Origin of the sequence: Streptomyces sp. NPDC058741 (assembly GCF_042746715.1) — a bacterium.
In the GTDB taxonomy this organism is placed as follows: domain Bacteria; phylum Actinomycetota; class Actinomycetes; order Streptomycetales; family Streptomycetaceae; genus Streptomyces.
Genome location: NZ_JBHYQH010000035.1, coordinates 25,635 through 51,053, shown reverse-complemented (window position 1 = coordinate 51,053; position 25,419 = coordinate 25,635). Strand labels below are relative to the sequence as shown.

At 72.9% G+C, this 25,419-nt stretch carries 8 protein-coding genes; all 8 read right to left on the bottom strand.

Translation table 11 applies throughout. The annotated features are described in order from the left end of the window. Positions 1-14: 14 nt before the first annotated feature. Positions 15-3,875: an amino acid adenylation domain-containing protein gene (locus tag ACFW6P_RS24245; protein WP_386357817.1), complete on the bottom strand. Its 3,861-nt coding sequence runs from the start codon at positions 3,873-3,875 to the stop codon at positions 15-17. Further along, positions 3,872-12,760 (bottom strand): amino acid adenylation domain-containing protein, encoded by an 8,889-nt coding sequence (locus ACFW6P_RS24240; RefSeq protein WP_386357815.1) that lies wholly within the window; start codon positions 12,758-12,760, stop codon positions 3,872-3,874. The genes ACFW6P_RS24245 and ACFW6P_RS24240 overlap by 4 nt, the downstream gene beginning before the upstream one ends. Further along, the gene (locus ACFW6P_RS24235) at positions 12,757-20,550 is read right to left on the bottom strand and encodes an amino acid adenylation domain-containing protein (protein ID WP_386424759.1); all 7,794 of its coding nucleotides are present in this window, start codon (positions 20,548-20,550) and stop codon (positions 12,757-12,759) included. Before ACFW6P_RS24235 ends, ACFW6P_RS24240 begins: the two co-directional genes overlap by 4 nt. A 41-nt stretch (positions 20,551-20,591) precedes the next feature. Further along, on the bottom strand, positions 20,592-21,779 hold the full coding sequence (locus ACFW6P_RS24230) for an NAD(P)/FAD-dependent oxidoreductase (RefSeq protein ID WP_386424756.1): 1,188 nt from the start codon (positions 21,777-21,779) through the stop codon (positions 20,592-20,594). Between the two features lie 186 nt (positions 21,780-21,965). After that, on the bottom strand, positions 21,966-22,184 hold the full coding sequence (locus ACFW6P_RS24225; RefSeq protein WP_386357809.1) for an acyl carrier protein: 219 nt from the start codon (positions 22,182-22,184) through the stop codon (positions 21,966-21,968). Between the two features lie 48 nt (positions 22,185-22,232). Further along, positions 22,233-23,888, bottom strand: a complete 1,656-nt coding sequence (locus ACFW6P_RS24220) for an amino acid adenylation domain-containing protein (RefSeq protein WP_386424754.1) — start codon at positions 23,886-23,888, stop codon at positions 22,233-22,235. A gap of 118 nt (positions 23,889-24,006) precedes the next feature. Further along, positions 24,007-24,732, bottom strand: a complete 726-nt coding sequence (locus ACFW6P_RS24215) for an LmbU family transcriptional regulator (protein WP_386357806.1) — start codon at positions 24,730-24,732, stop codon at positions 24,007-24,009. Between the two features lie 267 nt (positions 24,733-24,999). Next, entirely contained in the window at positions 25,000-25,215 is a 216-nt protein-coding gene (locus tag ACFW6P_RS24210; RefSeq protein ID WP_386357804.1) for an MbtH family protein, read from the bottom strand. Positions 25,216-25,419: the final 204 nt, after the last annotated feature.

Here is a 25,419-nt window from a genome sequence, read left to right as displayed (position 1 = left end):
CCGACCCCAATCCGTCAGTCCGCCAGTTTGCGGTTGATGACATCGAAGATCTCGGCCACGGGGGCGGGCATGTGGAGATCGCCGTGCGTGGCCCGCACGTCGTGCTCCTCGATGGAGCCGAGGACGTAAGGCCGCCACAGGTGCGCCCACGACCCCTCGTCCTTCAGCGCCGCGTTGAAGAACAGCACGTCGCCGCTGTAGACCGGCGAGTGGTACTTCGCCATGGCGGACTGGTTGTTGGCCAGCACCTTCGCCATGGTGTCCAGGAACTCTGCCTTGTTGTCGGTCTTCACGAACTGGCCGAAGTAGCCCTCGAGGTCCTCCCGGTACGCCGCCACGGCGCGGCCGGCCAGTTGCGCGAAGCCTTCCTGCGCGGGCAGGGAGTCGAGGATGGCCAGGAAGGCGACCTGGTGCCCACGCCGTTCGAGTTCGGCGGCGACGGCGTGGGCGACGGTGCCGCCGTAGGACCAGCCGATCAGGTAGAAGGGCCCGTCCGGCTGGATCGCGAGCATCTGGGCGAGGTAGTCGTCGACCATCTCCTCCACGGACCCCGGCAGCACGTCCGTGCCGTCGAAGCCGCGGGACTGCAGGGCGTAGCCCTGCCGGTCCTGCAGGTGCAGCACGAAGCTGAAGTAGCCCCAGCCCACGCCGCCCCCTCCGTGGAAGAACCACACCGGCTCCTTCCCCGTGCCCGGATCGCTGTTGAGCGACATGACGACCGCGAACGGGTCGGCGTGTTGGTCGTGGGCGCCGCCGGTGAGCAGCACCACGGCCAGTTCGGCGACCGTGGGGTACCTGATGATCGTGCTGAGGGGCAGCGAGACGTCGAACTGCCTGCGGATGCGGGCGCTGAGCCGGGTGGCCAGGAGCGAGTGCCCGCCGAGGGCGAAGAAGTCGTCGTCGATCCCGACCTTCTCCACGCCGAGCAGCTCGCCGAAGAAGGAGCACAGCTTCTCCTCGTGGGGGGTGCGCGGCTCCCGGCGGACCACGGCGGGCGCGTGCTCCGACGGCAGGGCCCGCCGGTCGAGCTTGCCGCTCGGGGTCAGCGGGATCTCCGAGACGGGGATCAGCGGGGACGGCACCATGTACTCGGGCAGACGGGCGCGCAGGTGCTCGCAGAGGGCGGCGAGCAGCGGGCCGGTCGACTCGGCGTCGTAGACCTGGCACCCCTCTCCCTGACGGACACCGCCGTCACCCGGCACGGCGCCGGGCTCGGGCACCACATAACCCACCAGGCGCTTGTCGCCCTCCTGGTCCTCGCGCACCACGGCGACGGCGGCGCCGACGTCCGGGTGCGCGCTCAGCGCCTGCTCGACCTCACCGAGCTCGATCCGGAACCCGCGGACCTTGACCTGGAAGTCGGTCCGGCCGATGTACTCGACCTGCCCGTCCCCACCCCACCGCACCAGATCCCCGGTGCGGTACATCCGCGCACCCGGTCCACCGAACGGGCACGCCACGAACCGCCCCGCCGTCAGACCACTCTGGCCCACATACCCCCGCGCCAGCCCCGCACCCGCCAGATACAGCTCACCCGCCACCCCCACCGGCACCGGAGACAACTCCGCGTCCAGCACGTACACCCGCGTGTTCCACACCGGCGCACCGATCGGCACCCGATCCAGACCCGGCACATGACGCCACGCCGTCACCTCCACCGACGCCTCCGTCGGCCCGTACAAGTTGAACACCGCGCAATCCGGCAGCACCTCCACGGCCCGATCAGCCAGCGCCGGCGCGAACGCCTCACCCGCCACCTCGATCCACCGCAGACTCGAGCACCCCTTCGCACCCGGCTCCGCCAGGAACGCCTCCAGCAAGGACGGCACGAAGTCCGCCCCCGTCACCCCCTCCCGCTGGATCAGCTCCGCCAGATACCCCGGATCCCGCCGCCCCTCCGCACGCGCGATCACCACTGCCGCACCCACCTGCAACGGCGCGAACAACTCCGGCACCGACACATCGAAACTCGCCGTCGTACTCAGCAACACCCGATCCGAGGGACCCACCCCGAAATACGACAGACCCCACTTCAACCGGTTCATGATCGAACGGTGCGACACCTGCACACCCTTCGGCCCACCCGTCGAACCCGACGTGAAGATCACATACGCCGCATGATCAGGCGACAACCCCCGCTCCGGATCCACCTCCGCATACCCCGACACATCCGGAAGCTCCCCCTCGAGCACCAGCAACGGCCGCGCACGATCGAGCACATGCCGCACCCGGTCCTCCGGCAGCCCCGGATCCACCGGCACATACGCCGCACCCGACTTCACCACCGCGTACAACGCCACCAGCAGATCCACCGACCGGGCGATCCGCACCGCCACCGACCGCTCCGGGCCCGCACCCCGCTCCACCAGCCAATGCGCCAACCGATTCGCCCGCCGGTTCAACTCCCCGTACGACAGCGTCTCGCCCTCACCGACCAACGCCACCCGCTCCGGATCACGCGCCACCTGCGCCTCGAACGCACCCGGCAACGTCTCCCCCGCCACCTCGAACGCGGTGTCATTGACCCCCCGCACCAACCACTCCCGCTCCCCCTCCCCCAGCACCTCGACCGCGCCCACCCGCACCCACGGATCCACGACCAGCTGCTCCAGGACCCGGACGTACCGGCGGGCGATCGCCTCGGCCGAGGCACGGTCGAACAGCCGGGTGGCGTACTGGAGGTCGCCGCGCAGGGCCCCCGAGGCGTCCTCGGCCAGGAAGAAGAACAGGTCGGACATGGCGGTCGAGGTGATCGCCTGCTCGAACTCCACCTTCAGCCCGGGAAGTTCGAGGTCCTTGCCGGCGAAGTTCTGCCAGGCGAACATCACCTGGAACAGCGGCTGGTACGCCGCGGAGCGGTCGGGGTTGATCGCCTCGACCACCACGTCGAACGGCACGTCCTGGTGCTCGTAGGCCGTCAGCGCCTTGTTGCGCACCTGTGCGAGCAGGTCGGTGAACGACGGGCCGCCCGCGAGGTCCACGCGCAGCACCTGCGTGTTGACGAAGCAGCCGACCAGGTCGGCCAGTGCCTCGTCGGTCCGGCCGGCGATCGGCGAGCCGATCGTCACGTCGTCCCCGCCGCCGAGCTTGCGCAGCAGCACGGCCAGCGCGGCCTGCAGGAGCATCGACATGGTCGTGCCGCGCTCGTGGGCCAGCGTCTGCAGCCCGGCCGCCAGCTCGGGTGCGACGGTGAGGGGGACCGTGTCGCCGCGCGAGCCGGCTTCCCCGGACCGCGGGCGGTCCAGCGGCAGGTTCAGCGGCTGCGGCACCCCGGCCAGCTCGTCGCGCCAGTAGTCGATCTGCGCCGCGGCCGGACTGCCCGGGTCCGCCGCGTCGCCGAGCACCTCGCGCTGCCACAGCGCGTACTCCTTGTACTGCACGGGCAGCGGCTCCCAGTCCGGCGCCCGGCCCTCCAGGCGCGCGGTGTAGGCCGCGGCCAGGTCCCGTGCCAGCGGTGCGCCCGAGCTGCCGTCCGAAGCGATGTGGTGGATGACGAGGACCAGCACGTGCTCCTGCGGGGAGCAGCGCAGCAGGTGCGCCCGGAGGGGGAGTTCGGCTGTCAGGTCGAAGCGGTGGGAGACGGCCCCGTCGATCGCGGCGGACACGTCCTCGGGCGCCACCTCGGTGACGGGCACCTGCGGCGTCGCCCGTTCCGGCGGCAGGATCCGCGAGGAGGGCTCACCGTCGTCGCCCGTCGTGTACGCGGTGCGCAGGATCTCGTGCCGGCCGACGACGTCGCCGATCGCCGCGACGAGGGCGGCGTGGTCCAGAGGGCCCGTCAGCCGGAACGCCGCCGATATGTTGTAGGTCTCCGCCCCTTCCTCCAGTTGGTGCAGAAGCCACATCCGGCGTTGGGCGAATGACAGCGGAATCATTGCTTCACTCCATTTCCGAACATCAGGCGCAGGCTTGGGCGACGGGGAGCGGCAGATTCCTCCGACCACGCTGCGAGCGCGGCGACCGTCGGCAGGTCGAAGATCTTGCGGATGGGTATCTCGATCCCCAGCTCGGCACGGGCACGGCTGATCAGCCGGGTGGCCAGGAGCGAATGCCCGCCGAACGCGAAGAAGTCGTCGTCGATGCCGGCCTTCTCCAGGCCGAGGACCTCCGCGAACAGCGCGCAGAGGGTCTCCTCGCGCCGGGTGCGCGGCGCCCGGCCGGTCGACACCCGGGCGTGGTCCGGCGCCGGCAGCGCCCGCCGGTCCAGCTTCCCGTTCGGCGTCAGCGGGATCTCCGAGAGCGGCACGACCGTGGCCGGGACCATGTACTCGGGAAGGTGCTTGCGCAGATGCCGGGGGAGTTCGGCGAGCAGCGGGCCGATCGCGCGGGCGAGCCCCGGGTGGTTCGACCGGGTCCGCCCGGCCGCGCCGCTGGGCACGAACCCTCCGGAGACGGTCCGCCGCTCGGGCAGCAGGACCACGTCGAAGCAGCGCACGTCCGCGCCCGACAAGGTGAGGACCGGGTACCGGCCCCGGCGCCGCGCCCATGCGGCGAGTTCCTCCGGATCGAGCGGCCCGGCGGAGCGGGCGGCCGTACCCGGCACGCCGGCCAGGGCCGCCGCGGTGACCTCGGCGTCCAGGCGCGTGCTGGGGATCCCGGTCACCCGCACCGGGCGGTCGCCCGCCCGGTCGATGTGGCGGCGCAGTCCGGCGAGGTCGGACACCTCTCGGCCCCACTCGGCCGCGGGCAGGCCGGCCAGGTCGAGGAGGTCGGCCGGCTGCTTGTGCAGGACGACCTCGTAGCGGTGCCGGGTCAGCTCGTTGTGCGCCCGCCCCGGCTTCAGCCGGATGTCGACGCCGTCGGCGTGTTCACGCGCCCAGTCGGCGAACCACTCGGGGGCGACCACCAGCTCCCGCTCGGCCAGCAGCGCCTTCTCCACCAGCGTCCGCAGCTCCTCGTGCGACGCGTGCGGGTGCGCGGCCCGCTGCACCGCGGTCAGCAGCACCCGCAGCGTGGTGGCGTTGCGGACGTCGCCGACGATGATCCGGCCGCCCGGTGCGAGCAGTTCCATCGCCTGGCGCAGCACCCGGTCCAGGTACTCCACGCCGGGGAAGTACTGCGCGACCGAGTTGAGCACCACGGTGTCGAACCCGCCCCGGGGCAGCCCGGTGATGTCATCGGCCGGCTGGGCGCTCAGCCGCACCCGCCCGCCGTGGCCGGCCTGCGCGGCCTGGGCCCGGACGCGCTCCACGACCGTGGAGGAGAGGTCGGTGCCCCAGTACTCCTCGACCTCGCCGGCGATCCCGGCGAGGAGCAGCCCGGAGCCCACGCCGATCTCGAGGACCCGCCGCGGGGCGTACCGCAGCACCTGCGCCACGGCCGCGTCCCGCCACTCCCGCATCTGCTCGCGCGGAATCGGCTCACCGTCGTACGTGGACCGCCACAGCTGGAAGTCCTCGCCCAGCGCCTGGTCCCCGGAGGCCGTGTAGCTGTCGTCGTAGACCGCGCGCCACTCGTCCACCTGGGCGCCCGCGTCGGCCGCCGCGGTATGCGGCTCCGGCACCACGTAGCCGACCAGGCGCTTGTCGTCCTGCCGGTCCTCGCGCACCACGACCGCGGCCTGCGCCACGCCGGGGTGCGCGGCCAGCACGTGCTCGATCTCGCCGAGTTCGATCCGGAAGCCCCGGATCTTGACCTGGAAGTCGGTGCGCCCGACGTACTCCAGCCGGCCGTTCCCGCCCCATCGCACCAGGTCCCCGGTGCGGTACATCCGCGTGCCGGGCTCGCCGAAGGGGCAGGCGACGAACCGTCCGGTGGTCAGGTCCGGCCGGCCCTGGTACCCGCGGGCCAGGCCGGCACCGGCGATGTACAGCTCACCGTCGACCCCGCGCGGGACCGGGCGCAGGCGGGAGTCGAGCACGTACACCCGGGTGTTCCCGATCGGTTCGCCGATCGGCGGGACACCGCGTCCCGGCCCGACGGGGGCCGTCGTCGACCAGATCGTCGTCTCGGTCGGGCCGTACATGTTGGCCACCTCGGCCGCCTGTGCGGCGAGAGCCCCGGCCAGGGGCGCGGGCAGGGCCTCGCCGCCGACCAGGATCCGCAGGCCCCGCGCGGCGTCCGGGTCGTCCATGAGCAGCATCTGCCAGAAGGCGGGGGTGGCCTGCACGAGGGTGACTCCGTGGCGGCGCATCGCCGCCACGGCGGCCGACGGCCGGGACACGGTCTCCTTCCCCGCGAGCACCACCGCCGCCCCGGAGATCAGCGGGAGGTACAGCTCCAGTCCGGCGATGTCGAACGCCACCGTCGTCACGGCGAACAACCGGTCGCCGGGCGTGAGCGGGAACCGCCGCCGCATCGTGGCCAGGAAGTTCGCCAGTGCGCCGCGCGGAACCGCGACCCCCTTCGGGGTCCCGGTCGATCCCGACGTGTAGATGACGTACGCGGTGTTCCCGGGTGAGACGGCCGGGGCCGGCGGCGAGTCCGGGCAGGCGGAACGGTCCGCGGCCAGCGCTTCGGCGTCGAGCACGAGCGCCGGGTCCGAGTCCTTCAGGATGTGGTCGATCCGGGAACGCGGGTGGTCCGGGTCGATGGGGACGTAGGCCGCGCCGGCTTTCAGCACCGCCAGCAGGGCCACCACGAGTTCCGTCGACCGGGGCAGGCGGACGGCGACGAGCGACTCCGGCCGCACGCCGCGGTCGATCAGCCAGTGCGCCAGCCGGTTGGCCTCCGTGTCCAGGTCCCTATAGGTCAGCGAGCGCTCCTCGCCGATGACGGCGAGCGCCCGCGGTGTCGCCCGCGCCTGCCTCTCCACGGCCGCCACCAGGCCCTGCTCCAGCGTGGGTTCGGCCGTGTCGTTCGCCGTGCGCAGCAGCCACTCCCGCTCGTCCGCGCCGAGCACGTCGAGATCTCCGACGCGCACGTCCGGGTCGGCGACGACCTGCCGCAGGACGCGTACGAGCCGGTCGACGATCCCCGCGGCAGCGTCCCGGTCCAGCCGGTCCCGGTGGTACTGCAGGGCCATCTGCAGGTGCGGTTCGGACGCGGCGGTCAGGGTGATCGGGTAGTGCGAGCCGGCGAACGGCCGCAGTCCGGTGATGGCGACACCGGCCGTGGTGTTGGCCCGGTCGAGGGCGTCCCGGTCGACGGGGAACGACTCGAACAGCACCAGGGTGTCGAACAGCGTGCTCAGCCCGGTGGCCTGCTGGATCTCCGCGAGGCTGTGGTGGTGGTGGTCCAGCAGCGCGCCCTGCCGGTCCTGCAGCGCGGTGAGCAGGGCGGCGAAGGTGTCCTGCCGCTCGCAGCGCACGCGCACGGGGATGGTGTTGATGAACATCCCGACCATGTCACCGGCGTCCATGAAGGCGGCCGGGCGGCCGGCCACGGTGGCGCCGAACACGATGTCGGACCGCCCGGTGAGGTGGGCGAGCAGCACGGCCCAGGCGCCCTGCACGAGGGTGTTGACCGTGACGCCGAGCTGCGCGGCCCGGCGGGTCAGGCCGGGCATGTCCTCGAACGCCACCTCGAGGTCCCCGACTCCCGCGGCACCGTGCTTCCCGGCCGCGCGCGGCACGAGCAGCGTCGGCTCCTCCACGCCGGCGAGCTCGGCCGCCCACACCCGCGCCGACTCCTCCTCGTCCTGCCGGACGAGCCAGGCCAGGAAGTCGCCGAAGCCTCGCGTGCCGGGCAGCCCGGTGGGGTCGCCGTCGGACGCGTAGAGCAGCATCAGGTCCCGCATCAGCAGCGGCGTCGACCAGCCGTCGTACAGGACGTGGTGGCCGGTGAGCACGAGTTCGGACCGGCCGGGGCCGAGGGTGACCAGGGCCAGCCGGATCAGCGGTGGGGTGCTCAGCCCGAAGTGGGCGGCCCGGTCCTGGACGAGGAACTGCTCGAATGTCTCCGTCCGCTCCTCCGCGCGGGCCGCGGTCAGGTCGAGGTGCTGCCAGGGCAGGGTGACCGTCCGCGGCACCACCTGCACCACGTCGCCGTCCGCCCGGTCGACGAACGCGGCGCGGAGGTTGTCGTAGCGCTCCAGCAGTGCCTGCCCGGCGCGGCGCATCCGCTCCGGGTCGACCTCGCCGGACAGATGGAACACCAGCTGCATGTGGTAGACGTCGAACGTCTCCTCGGCGACCAGCATGGAGTGGAACAGCAGCCCGGACTGCACCGGGGTCACCGGCCAGGCCTGGGCCAGCGTGCCGAAGCGGGCCTCCCAGGTGTCGATCTCCGCCTGGCGCACCCGGACCAGGGGCGCGTCGCTCGGGGTCAGCCCGCCGGCGTCCGGGGTGGTGGCGTGCCGGGCCAGGGCGGTCAGCGCCTGGACCCACAGCCCGGCCAGCTCGGTCACCTCCTGGCGCGCGAGCACGCCGGTGGGGAAGCCGAAGTACGCGGTCAGCTCCTCGCCGCCGGGCGTGTCGGCGGCCACCGTGTTGATCTCCAGCGCGGACAGTACGGGCATGTCCGCGTCCGGCGCGGCGATCAGGTCGGGGTGCGTGGTGTCCGGCGCCCAGCCCAGGCCGCGCAGTTCCTCGGGGATGTCCGCGCCGGAGGCCCGGCCGAGGTAGTTGAACCCGATGCGCGGCCGGCGCTCCGTCGCCAGCGCGGCGGCGGTCTCGGGGTTGAGGTGGCGCAGCAGGCCGTAGCCCATGCCGTTGTCCGGCACCGCCCGCAGCTGCTCCTTGACGGCCTTGACCGCCCGTCCGGCGGCCGGGCCGCCGGCGAACGCCTCCGCCAGGTCGATGCCGGTGACGTCGAGCCGCACCGGGAACATGGCGGTGAACCATCCGACCGTGCCCGACAGGTCGGCGCCGGGCACCAGGTGCTCTTCGCGGCCGTGTCCCTCCAGCCGGACCAGCGCCGGGGAGGCGGACTCACCGCGTGTGCGGCGCCAGCGCGCCAGGGCCAGGGCGAGGCCGGCGAGGAGCCCGTCGTCGACGCCGCCGCGGAACACCGCGGGCAGCGTGTTCAGCAGGATCCCGGTGACGTCCGCGGGCACCCGCACGCGCACGGTGTCCACGGTGGCCGCGACATCGCGCGCCGGGTCCACCTCCCGTGCCCCCAGCACCGGTTCGCCGGTGCGCAGGATCTCCTGCCACACGGGCAGTTCCGCCACCCGCTCGGGGGCGGCGGCCTCGTCGGCCAGGGCGTGCGCCCAGCGCCGCAACGACGTCCCCGCCCCGGCCGGGGCGGGGGTGCGGCCGTCCCGGCTCTGCCAGGCGGACACCAGGTCCGGCACGAGGATCCGCCACGACACCCCGTCGACGACCAGATGGTGCAGCACGATCAGCAACCGGCCCGCACCCGTGTCCGCGGTGAACCACACGAACTGCGCCATCACGCCCGCGTCCGGGTCCAGCCGGTCCGCGGCCGCGTCCAGCTCCGCCTGGACGTCGGCGCCGGCGTAGGGGACCTCGTGCAGCAGCGCGCCGGCGTCCACACCGCCGGCCGGCTGCATCCGCAGGCCCGGGTCCGCCCGGTCGAGCCGGGACCGCAGCACGTCGTGCCGGTCGACGACCGCCTGCAGGGTGGCGACCAGCCCCGCGCGGTCGACGCCGTGGGGCAGGGTCAGCATCGCGGACATGCAGAACCGGCCGATGCCTCCCCCCAGGGCGAGCACGTGCGCCGCCGTCGGCGGCAGCGGCGCCCAGCCCACGCCGCCACCCGGCAGCTCGGGCAGGACCACCTGCTCCTCCGCCTCCCGGCCTTCGACGAGTTCCGCGAGCCGGGCGACCGTACGGTGCTCGAAGACCTCCCGCGTACTGACCGCCACACCACGCGCCTTGGCCCGCGCGACCACCTGGATGGACCGGATGCTGTCGCCGCCGCTGGTGAAGAAGTCGTCGTCGACGCCCACCTGTCCGGCGCCCAGGACGTCGGCGTACACCTCGGCCAGCACCCGCTCCGTCGCGGTGCGCGGTGCCCGGTACTCGGCACCGGCGAACTCCGGCGCGGGCAGCGCGGCCCGGTCCAGCTTCCCGTTGGCGGTCAGCGGCAGACGGTCGAGCACCACCAGGTGGGCGGGCACCATGTAGTCGGGCAGCCGCTCGGCCGCGAACCGCCGCAGTTCCGCCGCCGGCACGCCGGCGCCGGAACCGGCCTCGCCGTCCGCGGTGCCCGCCGGCGCCACGTAGCCGACGAGCCGCGCGGTGCCGCCGTGGTCCTCGCGGACCGCGACCGCCGCCCGGCCGACCGCGGGATGCCGGGCGAGCACGGTCTCGATCTCGGTCGGCTCGACACGGATGCCGTTCACCTTGACCTGGGTGTCGGCTCGTCCCTCGTACGTCAGCCGGCCGTCGTCGTCCCACCGGGCCAGGTCACCGGTGCGGTACATGCGCGCGCCCGCGGGACCGAAGGGACAGGCGACGAACCTCTCCGCGGTCGCGCCGCCGCTGCGGTGATAGCCACGGGCCACCAGGCCGCCGACGTACAGCTCGCCGGTCACACCGGGCGGGACCGGAGCCAGCTCCGGCCCCAGAACGTAGGCACGCATGTTGGCCAGCGGCCGTCCGACCGGTGTGGCGCCGGTCCCGTCCCACTGCCGCGGGACGGTGAAGGTGGAGGCGTAGAAGCTCTCCGTCTGCCCGTAGGCGTTGACGACGCGGACGTCGGGCAGGGTGTCCCGCACCCTGCGGACCAGGTCGGCCGGGAGCGCCTCGCCCGCGAGGACGACGGTCTCCACGTCGAGTTCGAGGCCGTCGGAGGCGCCGGTGCCGATCTGGTCGAGCAGCGCGGCGAACACCGAGGGCACGGCGCTGAGGGTGGTACCCGACCAGCTGCCGCGTTCGGCGAGTTCGAGCACGTCACGGACGACCTCCACGCTCGCCCCGGTGGTGAGCGCGGTGAAGACCTCGAACACGGAGACATCGAAGTTCACCGACGTCCCGGCGAGCATCCGGGACCCCGCCCCGACCCGTGCGATCCGGCGCAGGTCGCGCACCCCGTTCACCACGGCGGCGTGGGAGACGGCGACGCCCTTGGGGGTGCCGGTCGATCCGGACGTGTACATCACGTAGGCCAGGCCGTCCGGCCCGGTACGGGCGGGCGCGAGCCCGGGAGCGGGCCCGTCGAGGTCCAGGTCGTCGAGGTGGAGTACCGGCGGCCGGCACCCGGCCACGGTCGCCGCCGTCGTGCGGTCGGTCACCACCAGCACGGGATCGGCGGTGCCGAGCAGCAGGCCGATGCGCGCGGACGGGTAGCCGGGGTCGACCGGCAGATAGGCGCCGCCGGCCTTGAGGACGCCCAGCAGCGCGACCACCAGGTCCGCGGATCGCGGCAGTGCCACGGCGACCGGGGTGTCCGGCCCGACTCCGTGGTCCCGCAGCACCGCGGCCAGCCGGCCCGCGCGGGCCTCCAGCTCCGCGTACGACAAGACGGTCCGGCCGCAGACCACCGCGGTCGCGTCCGGTGTCCGCGCCGCCTGGGCGGCGACCAGTTCCGCCACCGTCGCGTCCTGTACCGGTGACGCCGTCTCGTTCAGGCGTGCCAGCCGGTCCCGTTCGGCGCCGGTGAGCACGTCGACGGCACCGAGCCGCGTCCCGGGATCGGCGACCACCTGCCGCAGCGCGCGCACGTAGCGGTCGACCAGGTTCTCGGCCGTGGTGTGGTCGAACAGTTCCGCCGCGTACTCGAGCCGCCCGTACGCGCCCCCCGACGGGGCCGGGACGATGTTGAGGAACAGGTCGAACTTCGCGGTACCGGTGCCCGCCGGGACCGGGGTGACCCGCAGCCCCGGTATGTCGATCTGCGACCACTCGAACTGCCAGGCCAGCATCACCTGGAACAGCGGCTGGTACGCCGTGGTGCGTTGCGGGCTCAGCAGTTCCACCAGGCGCTCGAACGGGACGTCCTGGTGGTCGTAGGCGGCCAGGGCCCTGTCCCGCACCTGCTCCAGCAGGTCGCCGAACGACGGGTTGCCCGACAGGTCGACGCGCAGCACCCAGGTGTTGGCGAAGAACCCGACGAGGTCCTCGAGCTGTTCCTCGGCGCGCCCCTCGATCGGACTGCCGATCGTCAGGTCGTTGCCCGCGCCGAGGTGGTGCAGGAGCACCGCGAGCACGGCCTGGGCGAGCATCGGCGCCGTGGCACCGTGCTCGGCGGCCAGCTTCCCGATCCCGCGGAGCAGTTCCGCGTCCAGTTCGAAGTCGACGTCACCGCCGCGGTGGCCGGCCGCCGTCGGCCGCGGCCGGTCCAGCGGCAGCTGCACCGGCTGCGGTACCCCGGCCAGTTCGCCCCGCCAGTAGGCCAGTTGTTCGGCGGCGACGCTCTCCGGGTCCTCCTCGTCGCCCAGCAGCTCCCGCTGCCACAGGGTGTAGTCCTTGTACTGGACCGGCAGCGGCGCCCACCGCGGCGCGCCGCCCTGCCTGCGCGCCGCGTACGCCGACAGCAGATCCCGCATGAACGGCGCCATCGACGCCCCGTCGGCGGCGATGTGGTGGAACACGAACACCACCACGTGCTCCTGCGGGGAGAGGCGGAACACGGTGGTGCGCAGGGGGAGTTCCGTGTCCAGCTCGAAGCCCTCGCGCGTGGCCCCCCGCACCGCGGCGTCCACCGCGTCCGCGGCCGCGTCGACCACCCGGAAGTGCGGGACGGCCTCCTCGGGGGGCAGGATCCGCTGCTCCGGTGTGCCGTCCTCGTTCTCGGTGATCAGGGTGCGCAGGCTCTCGTGCCGGTGCGCGACGTCCGCCACCGCGGCGGCCAGGGCCGCCGTGTCCAGCGCCCCGTCCAGGCGCAGCACGAACGGAATGTTGTACGTCGGGGTCGGGCCCTCCAGGCGGTAGAGGAACCACATCCGCCGCTGGGCGAAGGACAAGGGGATCATCGACGCTGCTCCTCAACGGTCGTCTGGCCCAGCCGGGGACGCAGCCTGGGGCGGTGCGACGGGGCCGGGTCCTGGATCCGCGCCGCCAGCTGGGCGACGGTCGGATTGCGGAAGACCGCCGTGACCTTCACGTCGACGTCCAGCTCGTTGCGTATGCGGCCGGCCAGCCGGGTGGCCAGCAGGGAGTGCCCGCCGTGGTCGAAGAAGTCGGCGTCGATGCCGACCTCCGCCACGCCCAGCAGTTCCGCGAACAGCCGGCAGAGGACTTCCTCGGTGCGGTCGCGCGGTCCCCGTCCGGCGGGGGCCTCGGTGGGGTCCGGTGCGGGGAGCGCCCTGCGGTCGAGCTTGCCGCTCGGGGTCACGGGGAACTCGGTGAGCGGCACGATCGCCGAGGGGACCATGTACTCCGGCAGGTGCTCCCGGGCCAGGTCCGCCACGGCCGTGACGTCCGGCCCGGCGGCCGCCGTGCCGTCGCCCGGCACCACGTACGCGACCAGTCGCTGGTCGTCGGCGCGGTCCTCGCGCACCACGGCGACGGCGGCGCCGACGTCCGGGTGCGCCGTCAGCGTCTGTTCGATCTCACCGAGTTCGATGCGGAAGCCGCGGATCTTGACCTGGAAGTCGGAGCGGCCGAGGTACTCCACCTGGCCGTCCCGGCTCCAGCGCACCACGTCGCCGGTGCGGTACATCCGCGTCCCGGGCGCTCCGAAGGGGCAGGCCACGAACCTGTTCGCGGTCAGCGCGGTCTGTCCGAGGTAGCCGCGGGCCAGCTGGTCGCCGGCCAGATACAGCTCGCCCGTCACCCCGGCCGGGACCGGGCGCAGCGCGGAGTCCAGCACGTAGACCCGGGTGTTCCACACCGGGGTGCCGATCGGCAGCCGGTCCGAGCCCGGCACGTACCGGTGGGCGGTGACCTCCACGGCCGCCTCGGTGGGGCCGTAGAGGTTGTGGGCCGTGCACTGCGGCAGCAGCGTCGTGAAGCGTTCGGCCAGCGCGGCCGGGAAGGCCTCGCCCGCCACCTCGATCCAGCGCAGGCTGGTGCACTGCGCGGCCGCGGGTTCGGCGACGAACGCCTCCAGCAGTGAGGGCACGAAGTCCGCCCCCGTCACCTTCTCGCGCCGCACCAGATCCACCAGGTAGCCGGGGTCCCGCCGCCCGTCCGGCCGCGCGATCACCACCGCGGCCCCGACCTGGAGCGGCGCGAACAGCTCCGGCACCGACACGTCGAAACTCGCCGTCGTGCTCAGCAGCACCCGGTCCGCGACGCCCACGTCGAAGTGGTCCAGGCCCCACGCGAGCCGGTTCATGATCGCCCGGTGCGCCACCGGGACGCCCTTGGGTGCCCCGGTGGAGCCGGAGGTGAAGATGGCGTAGGCGGCGTTGTCCGGCGACAGCACCCGCTCGGGGTCGGACTCCGGATACGCGGCCGTGTCCGGCAGGGCCCCGTCGAGGACCAGCAGCGGCCCGGCGCTGTCCAGGACCCGGCGCACCCGGTCCTCGGGCAGGTCCGGGTCGATCGGCACGTACGCCGCACCGGCCTTGACCACGCCGTAGATCGCCACCATCAGCTCCACCGACCGCGGGATCCGCACCGCGACCAGCGCCTCGGGGCCCGCACCCCGCTCCACCAGCCAGTGCGCCAGCCGGTTGGCCCGCCGGTTGAACTCCCCGTAGGTGAGGGTCTCGTGCTCGCCGATCAGCGCGAGGGCGTCCGGCGTCCGCGCCGCCTGCTCCTCGAAGGCGTCCGGCAGGGTGCCCTCCGCCACCGGGTGCGCGGTGTCGTTGATCCGCCGTACCAGCCGCTCCCGCTCCTCCGGCGCCAGCACCTCCACGGCGCCGACGGGTGCCTTCGGATCCTCGAGCACCTGGTCCAGGACCCGTACGAGACGGGTGGCGATCATCTCGGCCGCGTCGCGGTCGAAGATGTCGGTCTGGTAGTCCAGGGAGAGCCGCAGGTAGGGGTCGGAGGCGTTGAGGGTCAGCGGGTAGTGCGAGCCGGCGAACGGGCGGATGGCGTCGATCGTGAAGCCGGCCGAGGTGTTGGCGTCGACGATGCCCTCGCGGTCGATCGGGTAGTTCTCGAACACCACGATCGTGTCGAACAGGGAGGGCAGTCCGGTGGCGCGCTGGATGTCGGCCAGCCCGTAGTAGTGGTGGTCGAGCAGGGTGACCTGCCGGTTCTGGAGGTCGGTGACGACGTCGCCGATGCTCAGCTCCGGTCGGCACAGCGCCCTGGTCGGCAGGGTGTTGATGAACAGGCCGACCATCTCGCCGGAACCGGCCAGGTCCGCCGGGCGGCCGTTGACGGCGGCGCCGAACACCACGTCGTGCCGCCCGGTCAGCTTCGAGAGCAGGATCGCCCACGCGCCCTGCAGCAGCGTGTTCAGCGTGACGCCGAGTTCGGCGGCGCGCTTGGCGAGTTCGCGGCCCTTGTCGATCGACAGCGGCACCTCGACCCGGCCGAGGGAGGACGCCTCCCCCTGGACCGGGAGGTCCGCGGCGACCCGGGTCGGCTCGTCGAATCCCTCCAGCTCGGTCTTCCAGCGGGCGGCCGAGGCCTCGCGGTCCTGCCGGGACAGCCAGGCCAGGTACTCGGCGTAGGAGCGGACCGGGGAGAGGTCGTCGGCCTCGGCGTACAGCCGGATGAGGTCCGTGATCACCAGGGGCGAGGACCAGCCGTCGAACAGGGTGTGGTGGGCCGTGAGGATGAGCTTGGTCTGCTTCGGCCCGCAGGTGAGCACCGCCAGGCGCAGCAGCGGGGGGCGGGCGGGGTCGAGCTGGTCGGCGCGGTCGTCGGCGAGGGCCCGGTCGAGCGCCGCGTTCTGCTCGGTCTCGGTCAGGCCGCTCAGGTCGAGGTGCCGCCAGGGCAGGGTGACGTGCTCCGCCACGACCTGCACCGGTTCGCCGCCGGCCGTGGTGACGAACGCGGAGCGCAGGTTCGGGTAGCGCTCCAGCAGGGCCTGGCCGGCCGCCCGCATGCGCTCCGGGTCCACGTGTCCGGACAGGTGCAGCACGAACTGCATGTGGTAGACGTCGAAGCTGCCGTCGGCGAGGGCCGCCTGGAACTGGATCCCGGACTGCCCGGGGGCCTGCGGCCACACCTCGACCAGCCGGCCGTAGCGCTTCTCCCAGCCGTCGATGTCGTCCTGGCTCACGGTGACCAGCGGGGCGTCGGAGGGGGTGAGCCCGCCGATCAGCGGGCGTGCGGCGTACGAGGCCATGCCGCGCAGCACCTCGGCCCACAGCTCGGCCAGTTCGGCGACCCGCTCCCGGGTGAGCACCCCGGTCGGGAACATGAACGCGGCGTGCAGCTGCGTGCCCTCGGCGGTGTCCGTGGCGACGGAGTTGACCTCCAGCGCGGACAGCGCGGGCAGATCCGGGTCGGGCTCCGCGATCAGCTCGGCGGACCAGGAGGCCGGGCCCCAGCCTTCGGCGCGCAGGTGCCCGGGGACGTCGGAGCCGGAGATCCGGCCCAGGTAGTTGAACCCGATCTGCGGTGCCGGGTGGTCGGCGAGCTGTTCGGCGGTCTGCGGGTTGAGGTAGCGCAGCAGCCCGTACCCCATGCCCTTGCCGGGGACGGCGCGCAGCTGCTCCTTGACCCGCCTGACGGCCTGGCCGGCCGCGGAACCGCCGGCCAGCACCTCGGCCGGGTCCACGCCCCGCACGTCGACCCGGGCCGGGTACATGCTGGTGAACCAACCGACGGTCCGGGAGAGGTCCGCGCCCGGGACGAGGTCCTCCTCGCGGCCGTGGCCCTCCAGGCGCACCAGGGTGGAGCGTTCGGTACCGCGCCACCGGTCGACGGCCAGGGCGAGCGCGGCGAGCAGGACGTCGGTGCCGGTGCCCTTGAATGCGGCGGGGAGCGTGGTCAGGACGGCCTCGGTGACGTCGGCGGGCAGCTGCACGCGCACGGTGTCGACCGTGGCCCACACGTCCACCGCCGGGTCGAAGGCGCGGGTGCCCAGCGGGGGTTCGGTGACGTCGAGCAGGTCCCGCCAGTACGGCAGTTCCGCCTCCCGCTCCTCGGAGAGCGCCTCGTCGGCCAGGGCCGACGCCCAGCGGCGGGCCGAGGTGCCGACCGCGGGCAGCTCAGGCGTCCTGCCGGAGCGGACCTGCTGCCACGCCTCGGCCAAGTCCGACATGAGGATCCGCCAGGAGACACCGTCCACCACCAGGTGGTGCAGCACCACGAGCAGCCTGCCGGCACCCGAGGGGGCGGCGAACCAGACGAAGTCCGCCACCTTTCCGGCCTCCGCGTCGAGCCGGCCGACCGCGTCGTGCAGCTCGGCCCTCGCCGCGGCCAGCGAGGACGGCTCGTCCCAGCGGCCGTCGCAGTCGACCCGGCGGATCAGGTCCGCCGCCCGCACGGCGCCCGCCGCACGCGGGACGAGAAGGGGCTCGTCGCCGCGCACCAGCCGCGCGCGCAGCAGGTCGTGCCGGCCGAGCACGCCGTCCAGCGTCGTGGTGAGGCCGTCCGCGTCGATGCCCGCGGGCAGTTCGAGGACCATCGACATGGCGAACCGATTCGTCCCGCCGCCGTGCTCGAACACCTGCCGGGCCACCGGCTGCAGCGGCATCGGCCCGACGCCGCCGCCGTCGAGTTCCGCGAGCACGGGCGCCCGGCCCCGGCGGGCGGAGGCCGCCTCGGCCAGGCGGGCCGCCGTGCGGCTCTCGAAGATCTCCCGCGTGGAGAGCTCCAGGCCCCGGGCCCGGGCCCGCGCCACCACCTGGATCGACCGCAGGCTGTCGCCCCCCACCGCGAAGAAGTCGTCGTCGGCTCCGACCCGGTCCACACCGAGCACGTCCGCGTACGCCTCGGTGACGATCACCTCGGCCTCGGTGCGCGGCTCCCGGTAGGCCTCGCCGAGGAACTCCGGTTCGGGCAGGGCCGAGCGGTCCAGCTTGCCGGTCGGCCCGAGCGGCAGCCGGCCGAGGGCGACGAAGGCCGACGGCACCATGTAGTCGGGCAGCCGTGCCGCGACGAACCTGCGCAGTTCGGCGGACGAGGCCCCGGCCAGCACGTCCACGTCGCCGATACCGCCCGCGCCGTCGTCGCCGACGGCTCCTTCGCCGGTGTGCACCACGTACGCGACGAGCCGCCGCCCGCCCGAGGGCACCTCCCGGCTGATCACGACCGCCTCGCTGATCCCGGGGTGCGCGGTGATCGCGGCTTCGGTCTCGGCCGTCTCGATGCGGAAGCCGCGCACCTTCACCTGGCCGTCGTCGCGGCCGAGGCACTCCAGCTGCCCCCGCGCGTTCCAGCGGGCCAGGTCCCCCGTGCGGTACATCCGCTCACCGGGAGGGCCGAACGGGCCGGCCACAAAGCGCTCGGCGGTCAGACCCGGGCGTGCGTGGTAGCCGCGGCCCAGGCAGGTGCCGGCCACGTACAGCTCACCGACCACGCCCTGCGGCACCGGGGACAGTCCCGGCCCGAGGACGTAGGCCCTCATGTTCCCCAGCGGGGTGCCGATGGGCGCCACATCGCCGTCCGCCCCGTCCTCGGATGCCGCGAGGGAGAAGGTGGTGGCGTAGAAGCTCTCGCTCTGCCCGTAGGAGTTCACGATCTGCACGCCGGGCAGGGCCTCGCGGACCTGCCGCACCAGCCGGGCCGGGAGCACGTCGCCCGCGAACACGACCGAGCGGACGCCGGGCGCCTTGCGGAGGTGGCCCGCGAGTGCCCCGAGCACCGAGGGGACCCCGCTGATCACATGGCCGTCCCAGCCGTCCCGCTCGGCGAGCGCCAGCGCGTTCGCGACCACCTCGGCCGTGCCGCCGGTGGTCAGGGTGGTCAGCAGCTCGAAGACCGAGACGTCGAAGTTGACGGAGGTGCCGGCCAGCATGCGCCACCCGGGCGGCGCGTCGAGGACGCGCACCAGTTCCCGTACTCCGTTGACGACGCCCCGGTGGGTGATCGCCGCGCCCTTCGGCTTGCCCGTGGAGCCGGAGGTGTACATGACGTACGCCAGGTTGTCCGGCCCGAGCGGCGCGATCCGGGCCGCGTCGTCCGGCGCCCCCTGGGGTGTGGTCCAGTCCGCGCGGTGGTCGAGGTCGACGGCCGAGACGTCGTTGCCCGGCATCCTCCGCCATGTCGCGCTGTCGGTGACCGCGAAGCGCACAGCCGCCTCCGACAGCACGCCCTCCGCTCGCCCGCTGAGGTACTGCGGGTCCAACGGCACATATCCGGCACCGGACTTGAGGATCCCGAGCAGGCCGGCCACCAGGTCCTCGGTGCGCGGCAGCGCGAGGACCACCAGGTCCTCGGGGCCGGCGCCGCGCCGGATGAGCTCCCACGCGACGCCGTTCGCGCGGTCGTCGAGCTCCCGGTAGGTCAGCGTCCGGTCGTCGCACACGAGCGCCGGGGCGTCGGGCGTCCGGGCGACCTGGCTCTCGAACAGCTGGGGGATCGTCAGTTCGGGCACGGGTGCGGCGGTGTCGTCGAACCGGGTGAGCAACCGGTCGCGCTCGTCTGCGCCGAGCACGTCGACGGTGCCGATCGCGCGCTCGGAGCCGGCCACGAGCTGCCCCAGTACGCGGGTGAACCGCTGCGCGATGGTCTCGGCCGTGTCCCGGTCGAACAGGCTGGTGGCGTACTCCAGACGGCACCGCGCCCCGCCCGAGCCGTCCGGGAGCAGGTCGAAGAACAGGTCGAACTTGGCTGTCCCGGTCTCGAGCCGCTCGATCCGCACGGCGAGGCCGGGGAGTTCCAGAGCCGGCACGGGCGGCTGCCAGGAGAGCATCACCTGGAAGAACGGGTTGTAGGCGGTGGACCGGTCCGGGTTGAGCAGCTCCACCAGCCGCTCGAACGGCATGTCCTGGTTCTCGTACGCGGCGAGGGACCTCTCGCGCACCCGCTGGAGCAGCTGCCGGAAGGTCGGGTTCCCCGACAGGTCGACGCGCAGCACCCAGGTGTTGACGAAGAACCCGACGAGGTCCCGCAGCTCCTCGTCGGTGCGGTCCGTGATCGGCGCGCCGATGGGCACGTCGTCACCGCAGCCGAGGTGGTGCAGGAGCACCGCCAGCGCCGCGTGCATGACCATCGAGACCGTGGTGCCCTGTTCCGCGGCCAGCTTCTCCGCGGCCCCGAGCAGGCCGGGGTCGAGGCAGAACCGGACCCGGTCGCCGTCGGGGCTCATCACCCGCGGGCGCGGGCGGTCCGCCGGCAGGGCCAGCGGCTGCGGCAGATCGGCCAGGGCCTCGCGCCAGTACGCCAGCTGCCCGGCCGCCAGGCTCTGCGGATCGGACTCGTCGCCGAGCACGTCCCGCTGCCACAGCGTGTAGTCCGCGTACTGCACCGGGAGCGGCTCCCACGCCGGGGCCCTGCCCGCGGCGCGGGCCGCGTAGGCCGTGGTGAGATCGCGGAACAGCGGCCCGAAGGACTCCCCGTCCACGGCGATGTGGTGCGCCACGACGACGAGGGTGTGCTCACGCGGCCCGGACCGCACCAGCCTGGCGCGGATCGGCACATCGGCGGCCAGGTCGAAGGTCTCGGTGGCCGCGTCGCCGACCGCCGCCGCCCGCTCCTCCTCCGTCGCGGCCTCGACGACCGGCAGGGCGAACGGCCTCTCCCCGGACGTCAGCACCCGCTGGTGCGGAACACCGTCGTCGCCCTCGGCGATCACCGTGCGGAGGACCTCGTGCCGGTCGAGGACGTCGCGGAGCGCCGCCTCGAGCGCACCCGCGTCCAGCGCACCGGTCAGTCGCAGGGCGAAGGCGCCGTTGTAGGCCGGCGAAGGGCCTTCGAACCGGTCCACGAACCACAGCCGGCGCTGCGCGAACGACAACGGGATCATTGTGTCTCCAAATCGGCAACCCAGGGAGCGGGGCGTCTCGGTCAGCTCTGGTCGAGCAGGGTGAGGAGTTCGTCGTTGTAGAAGTCGTCGATGGAGCACGCCCCCGACAGCGTGGAGAAGTACCGGTCGATGTGGTCCTGGTGGCCGACCAGCCTGCGCAGCATGTCGACCCGCCCCTGAGGCTCCAGCTCGGCCACGTTCAGCGCGCCCTGGTAGTGGCTGAGGGCTTCGCCGTTCAGGTCGTCCTCGTAGCGCCTGAGCGCCGCCGTGAGCGCGGCGTCCTCGTGCAGTCGCTCCCCGATGTGGTCGGTGAGCGACTGGGCCTGGACGAAGGCCTCGGTGATGCCACGGGCGGTGATGGAGTCCTTGTGGTTCACCGCGTCACCGACCAGCACCCAGCCGGGCCCGTAGGCCTTGCGGAAGTAGTTCTCCTGGTGACCCGTGCCGTACAGCTGCTCCACGCGCTCGCCGGCCGACATCCGCTCGTACAGCTCGGGGGCCGTCGTGCGGAAGGTGTCGAGGTAGAACGGCTCCACTCCCTTGCGGACCTCGTGGTACTCGTCCTGCGGGAAGTAGGTCATGAGCAGCGTGAGGTCGTCGTTGGTGGGGATGACGCCGATCCAGCGCCCCGGCCGCTCGTACAGCTCGAAGTGCGCGGGAACGCCGGCCCAGTAGCTGTAGTAGGTACAGGTCACCCGGGGGTGCTCGATGACGTGGGGCGCGCCGGTCCTGCGGGCCACCAGCGAGCGCATGCCGTCCGCGCCGACGACCAGGCGCGCCCGGTCCGTCGCCTCGGCGCCGCCGGGCGTCGTGTACCGCACCCCGACGACCCGGTCGTCCTCCCACACCAGGTCCTTGACCGCGCAGCCCTCCCGGAACTCCACGCCGGCCCCGACGGCCGCTTCCGCGAGGACCGGGTCGAGCACGTACCGCCTCGGCGCGTAGGTGAAGGTCAGGCCGTCGACCGGCAGGGAGAAGCCCTCGACGCGGACGCCGGGCCCCTCGTAGCTCTGCCGGGTGATCGGCCTGCAGCCCGCGTCGCGGAGCCTGCCGATCAGTCCCCAGCGATTCAGCAGCGCCATTCCCTGCATGTGGATGTAATGCGAGGAGAGGGTGTCCTGCGGAAACCGGGCTTTCTCCAGGAGCAGGACGCGATAACCCTGCCGCGCGAACAGCATGGCCGTCGGCGAACCCGCACAACGGGCACCTATGACAATCACGTCGTACATGGCGCGCCTCACTTACCAGGTAGTTTTTGACACAACTCGGCTGCAGCCGGGAAAGCCAATGTGATTGGGCGTGATGCTAGCCGCCCGAACTGGCGGAGAAACAGAGCCGGCGGGACGGGCGCGCGGCGCCGTCGGCTGTGTCGTGTCTCGCCGGCGGGACAGGACGAGGCACCAGCAGGCGGGACGCTACCGGGTGGTCACCGTGCCCTGGGATGCGATGTACGCGGAGATCGACGCCACCGTCGGATGGAGGAACAACTGGTCCATCGGGACTTCGACGCCCAGTTCCTCCATGAAGGCACCCTGAATTCCGACCATGATGACGGACTGACCGCCCAGGGTGAAGAAGTCGTCGTCGACGGATATGTCATCGCGCTGGAGTTCCCGGCACCAAATGGCATGCACGCGGTCGGAAATCATCACAGTCCTCTCGTTGTCGGAAGGGTCCGTCGACTATGCCGCGGTGCCGCTGTCGGCGTACCTGTTCCGGAATGCGTCGGCCAGCGCCGCACGGTCGACTTTCCCGTGGGGGCTGAGCGGAAGCCGCGGGACGTTCACGAACCTCGCCGGAACCATGTTCCGCGGCAGCGTCTCCAGCAGGCGGGTGCGCACGTCGTCCGCGGCGAGTCCGCCCCGCTCCGGGACGAGGAACGCGGTCAGCTCGGCCTCGCCGGAGTCGGTGTGCGTGATCACCACGGCGGCCTCGCGGACGCCGTCCAGCCGGGCGAGCGCGCGCTCGACGTCGGTGGGGTCGATGCGCATGCCGCGCACCTTCACCTGCGCGTCGATCCTGCCGAGCACCACGAGTTCGCCGGCCTCGGTCACGTAACCGCGGTCCCCCGTGCGGTACACCCTGCGCGGCTCTCCGTCGACCTCGATCGTCGTGAACCGCTGGTTCTCGGGACCCCTGTTGAGGTAGCCCGCGCCGACACCGGCCCCGGCGATGCAGATCTCGCCCTGCTCACCCGGCGCCACACCGCGCAGCCGCTCGTCGAGGAGGTGGATGTCGGTGTTGTGGGCCGGCCTGCCGACCGGGGCGATGTCGTGGCCGCCGCGCCAGTACCCGGCGAGGTCGTACGACGTCGCCACGTCCGTGCACTCGGCGACGCCGTACTGGTGCAGGAGGGTGCAGGTGTTGCCCGCGCGCCGGGCCCAGTCCCTGAGCCGTTCGGTCTTCAGCGGCTCCCCGCCGAAGAGCACGCAGTCGAGCCGGGTCAGCGCGTCGCCGCCGCGTGCGGTCTCCCAGTCCACCAGCAGGTACAACGTGCTCGAGGCGCAGTGCACCACGCGGATGTCGTGCTCGGTCAGCAGGCGGTAGGCCATCATGGCGTCGAAGTTCCGGCTCGCCAGCAGGTACTGGGTGGCTCCGCAGAACAGCGGTGTCATCAGCGCGCGCTGGGAGAGGTCGAAGCCGAACGCGCTGACGACCAGGTTGTGCGACCCGCGGTGCAGGCCGTACTCGAGCTTCAGCCAGTTCATCAGGTTGAACCAGCCCTCGTGCCGGACCGCGGTCAGCTTCGGCGTACCGGTCGACCCGGACGTGAAGACGGCGTAGCACACGTCGTCGCCGGTGACGTCGACGCCGGGAGCGGTCGCCGGGAGATCCGCCAGGTGGGCGGAGAGCCGCCCGGGATCGACGACCTCCACGCCGGCCGACTCGACCAAGCCGGCCGACTCGACCAAGCCGGCCGACTCGACCAAGCCGGCCGACTCGACCAAGCCGGCCGACTCGACCATGCCGGCCGTCGCCGGGGAGGCCACGATCAGGGCGAGATCGGGCACCTGCCCCAGCAGCAGCCGGAGCCGCGCCGCCGGGTAGGCGGGGTCGAACGGTACGTATGCCGCGCCCGCCTTCAGCGTGCCGAGGATGGCGACGAGCATGTCGATCGAGTAGTCGAGGCAGACGCCGACCTTCGCGCCCCGGCCGTGCCCGCGCGCGGCGAGGAAGTGAGCGAAACGATTCGCCTTCGCGTCCAGCTCCGCGTACGTCACCTGCCGCCCGGCACAGAGGACGGCGACGGCCTCGGGGGTGGCTTCCGCGTGCGCCTCGAACTGCCGGTGGACGACGGGCGCCGGGGGCAGGGCGACCCGCTTTCCCTGAAGGATCATCAACTGACTCCGATGTGAGAGGTGTCCGGTCGGGCGGGCCGCCGGCACACCACGGGGGAACGGCCCGCCGGCGCCCCGGGCGGTGCGCCTCAGGCGGTGCGTCTGTCGGCGGTGCGCCTCAGGCGGTGCGTCTGTCGGCGGTGGCCCGGTCGGCGGTGTCGAGCATCCGTGTCACCCACTGGTCGACGGGCAGGCCGTGCGCCGCAGCCGCCTTCGAGTAGTACTCCAGTTGGTCGGCGGACAGTTGGATGGTGAGCGTGGTGACCTTCTGCCGTCGCTGCTCGGCGGCCGGCGCCTCGGCCAGCCGGAGCACCTCCTGCTTCTCGTCGCCGGCGTTCGGGGGGATCTCGGCCTTGTCGCTCTGCGCGGCCAGGCTGGCGCGCACCGTCCTGCGGAGTGCGTTGCGCGACCACTTCTGCTGTTCGGCCTTGCGCAGCCAGTAGTCCTGCTCCGGTGGCGACAGGCGGGCCACCTCGGCGTGGTGGGCGAAGCTGAGGCCGTCCCGTCTGCGGTGGTGCTCGAAACGCCGGGCCACCCACGCGTAGTTGCGCAGGGTCTGGTAGTCGAGCCCGGTGCGCTCGATCGCCTCCTTGTAGCGCCGCCACCCGTAGGTGGACTCCCCGTAGATCAGCCAGTCGGCCAGCCACCAGGCCGAGGAGTTCACGAGCTCGCGCAGGCTGGTCCCGATCTGCTCCCAGGACCGCTCCGACAGGTTCTGCGGGAAGACCATCCCCGACTTCTGCACCTTGGCCTGCGATCCCACGAAGGACAGGACCACATCGCGCTGCGCGGGTTCACCGTTGTCGTCCGCCGGCCTCGTCTTGTACCTGCTCGCGGTTCTCACAGCCGCCGTCACCACCTTCATCTCCCCCACTCGGAGTGTCTGCCCGGGTGTGGCCCGATCGTTCGACCGGGCGCCCCGGGGCGGCGATCACTGTTGTTCCCCCTTCGGCGCGCGGTGCCCGCGAAGCCGGGCACCGCGGGCAGGCGCGGGCCGCAGCACCTCGCCCCGGGTGCCCGGTTCGCGCGGGCCCGTCCACGCCACCGCCGTCGGTCACGAGCGGGCCCAGCGGGTTCCGCCACGTCGGCCCGGCGGGAATCCGGGCGGCGTTCAGTCCGCCGCCATCGCCTCGCGCAGGCTCCTGGGGCGCAGGTCGGTCCAGTTCTGCTCGACGTACTCCAGGCACTCGGCCCTGGCCGCCTCACCGAAGACCACCCGCCAGCCTGCGGGCACCTCGGCGAACACCGGCCACAGGGAGTGCTGCTCCTCGTCGTTGATCACGACGTAGAAGCGGCCGTCCTCGTCGTCGAAGGGGTTCGTGCTCAACTGACACCGTCCTTAACCGTCACGGGATGACTCGGGAGGGAAACAGCCGGGCCGGGTGCGGGAGCGCACCGGGCGCGGGTTCGCCGATCGGCGTCGCCGGGTCTGCGGGGCCCGGATGTCCGGTCGACAGGACACCCGGCATCGGGGGCGACCCCGGCGTGGTGACGTCACCGTAGGGACTCGGCCGTCAGCGCTACAAGGGCG

Bases quoted from the DNA above. Each gene is read 5' to 3' on its own strand.
- ACFW6P_RS24245 (WP_386357817.1), bottom strand. From the start codon at position 3,875: ATGATTCCGCTGTCATTCGCCCAACGCCGGATGTGGCTTCTGCACCAA.
- ACFW6P_RS24240 (WP_386357815.1), bottom strand. From the start codon at position 12,760: ATGATCCCCTTGTCCTTCGCCCAGCGGCGGATGTGGTTCCTCTACCGC.
- ACFW6P_RS24235 (WP_386424759.1), bottom strand. From the start codon at position 20,550: ATGATCCCGTTGTCGTTCGCGCAGCGCCGGCTGTGGTTCGTGGACCGG.
- ACFW6P_RS24230 (WP_386424756.1), bottom strand. From the start codon at position 21,779: ATGTACGACGTGATTGTCATAGGTGCCCGTTGTGCGGGTTCGCCGACG.
- ACFW6P_RS24220 (WP_386424754.1), bottom strand. From the start codon at position 23,888: ATGATCCTTCAGGGAAAGCGGGTCGCCCTGCCCCCGGCGCCCGTCGTC.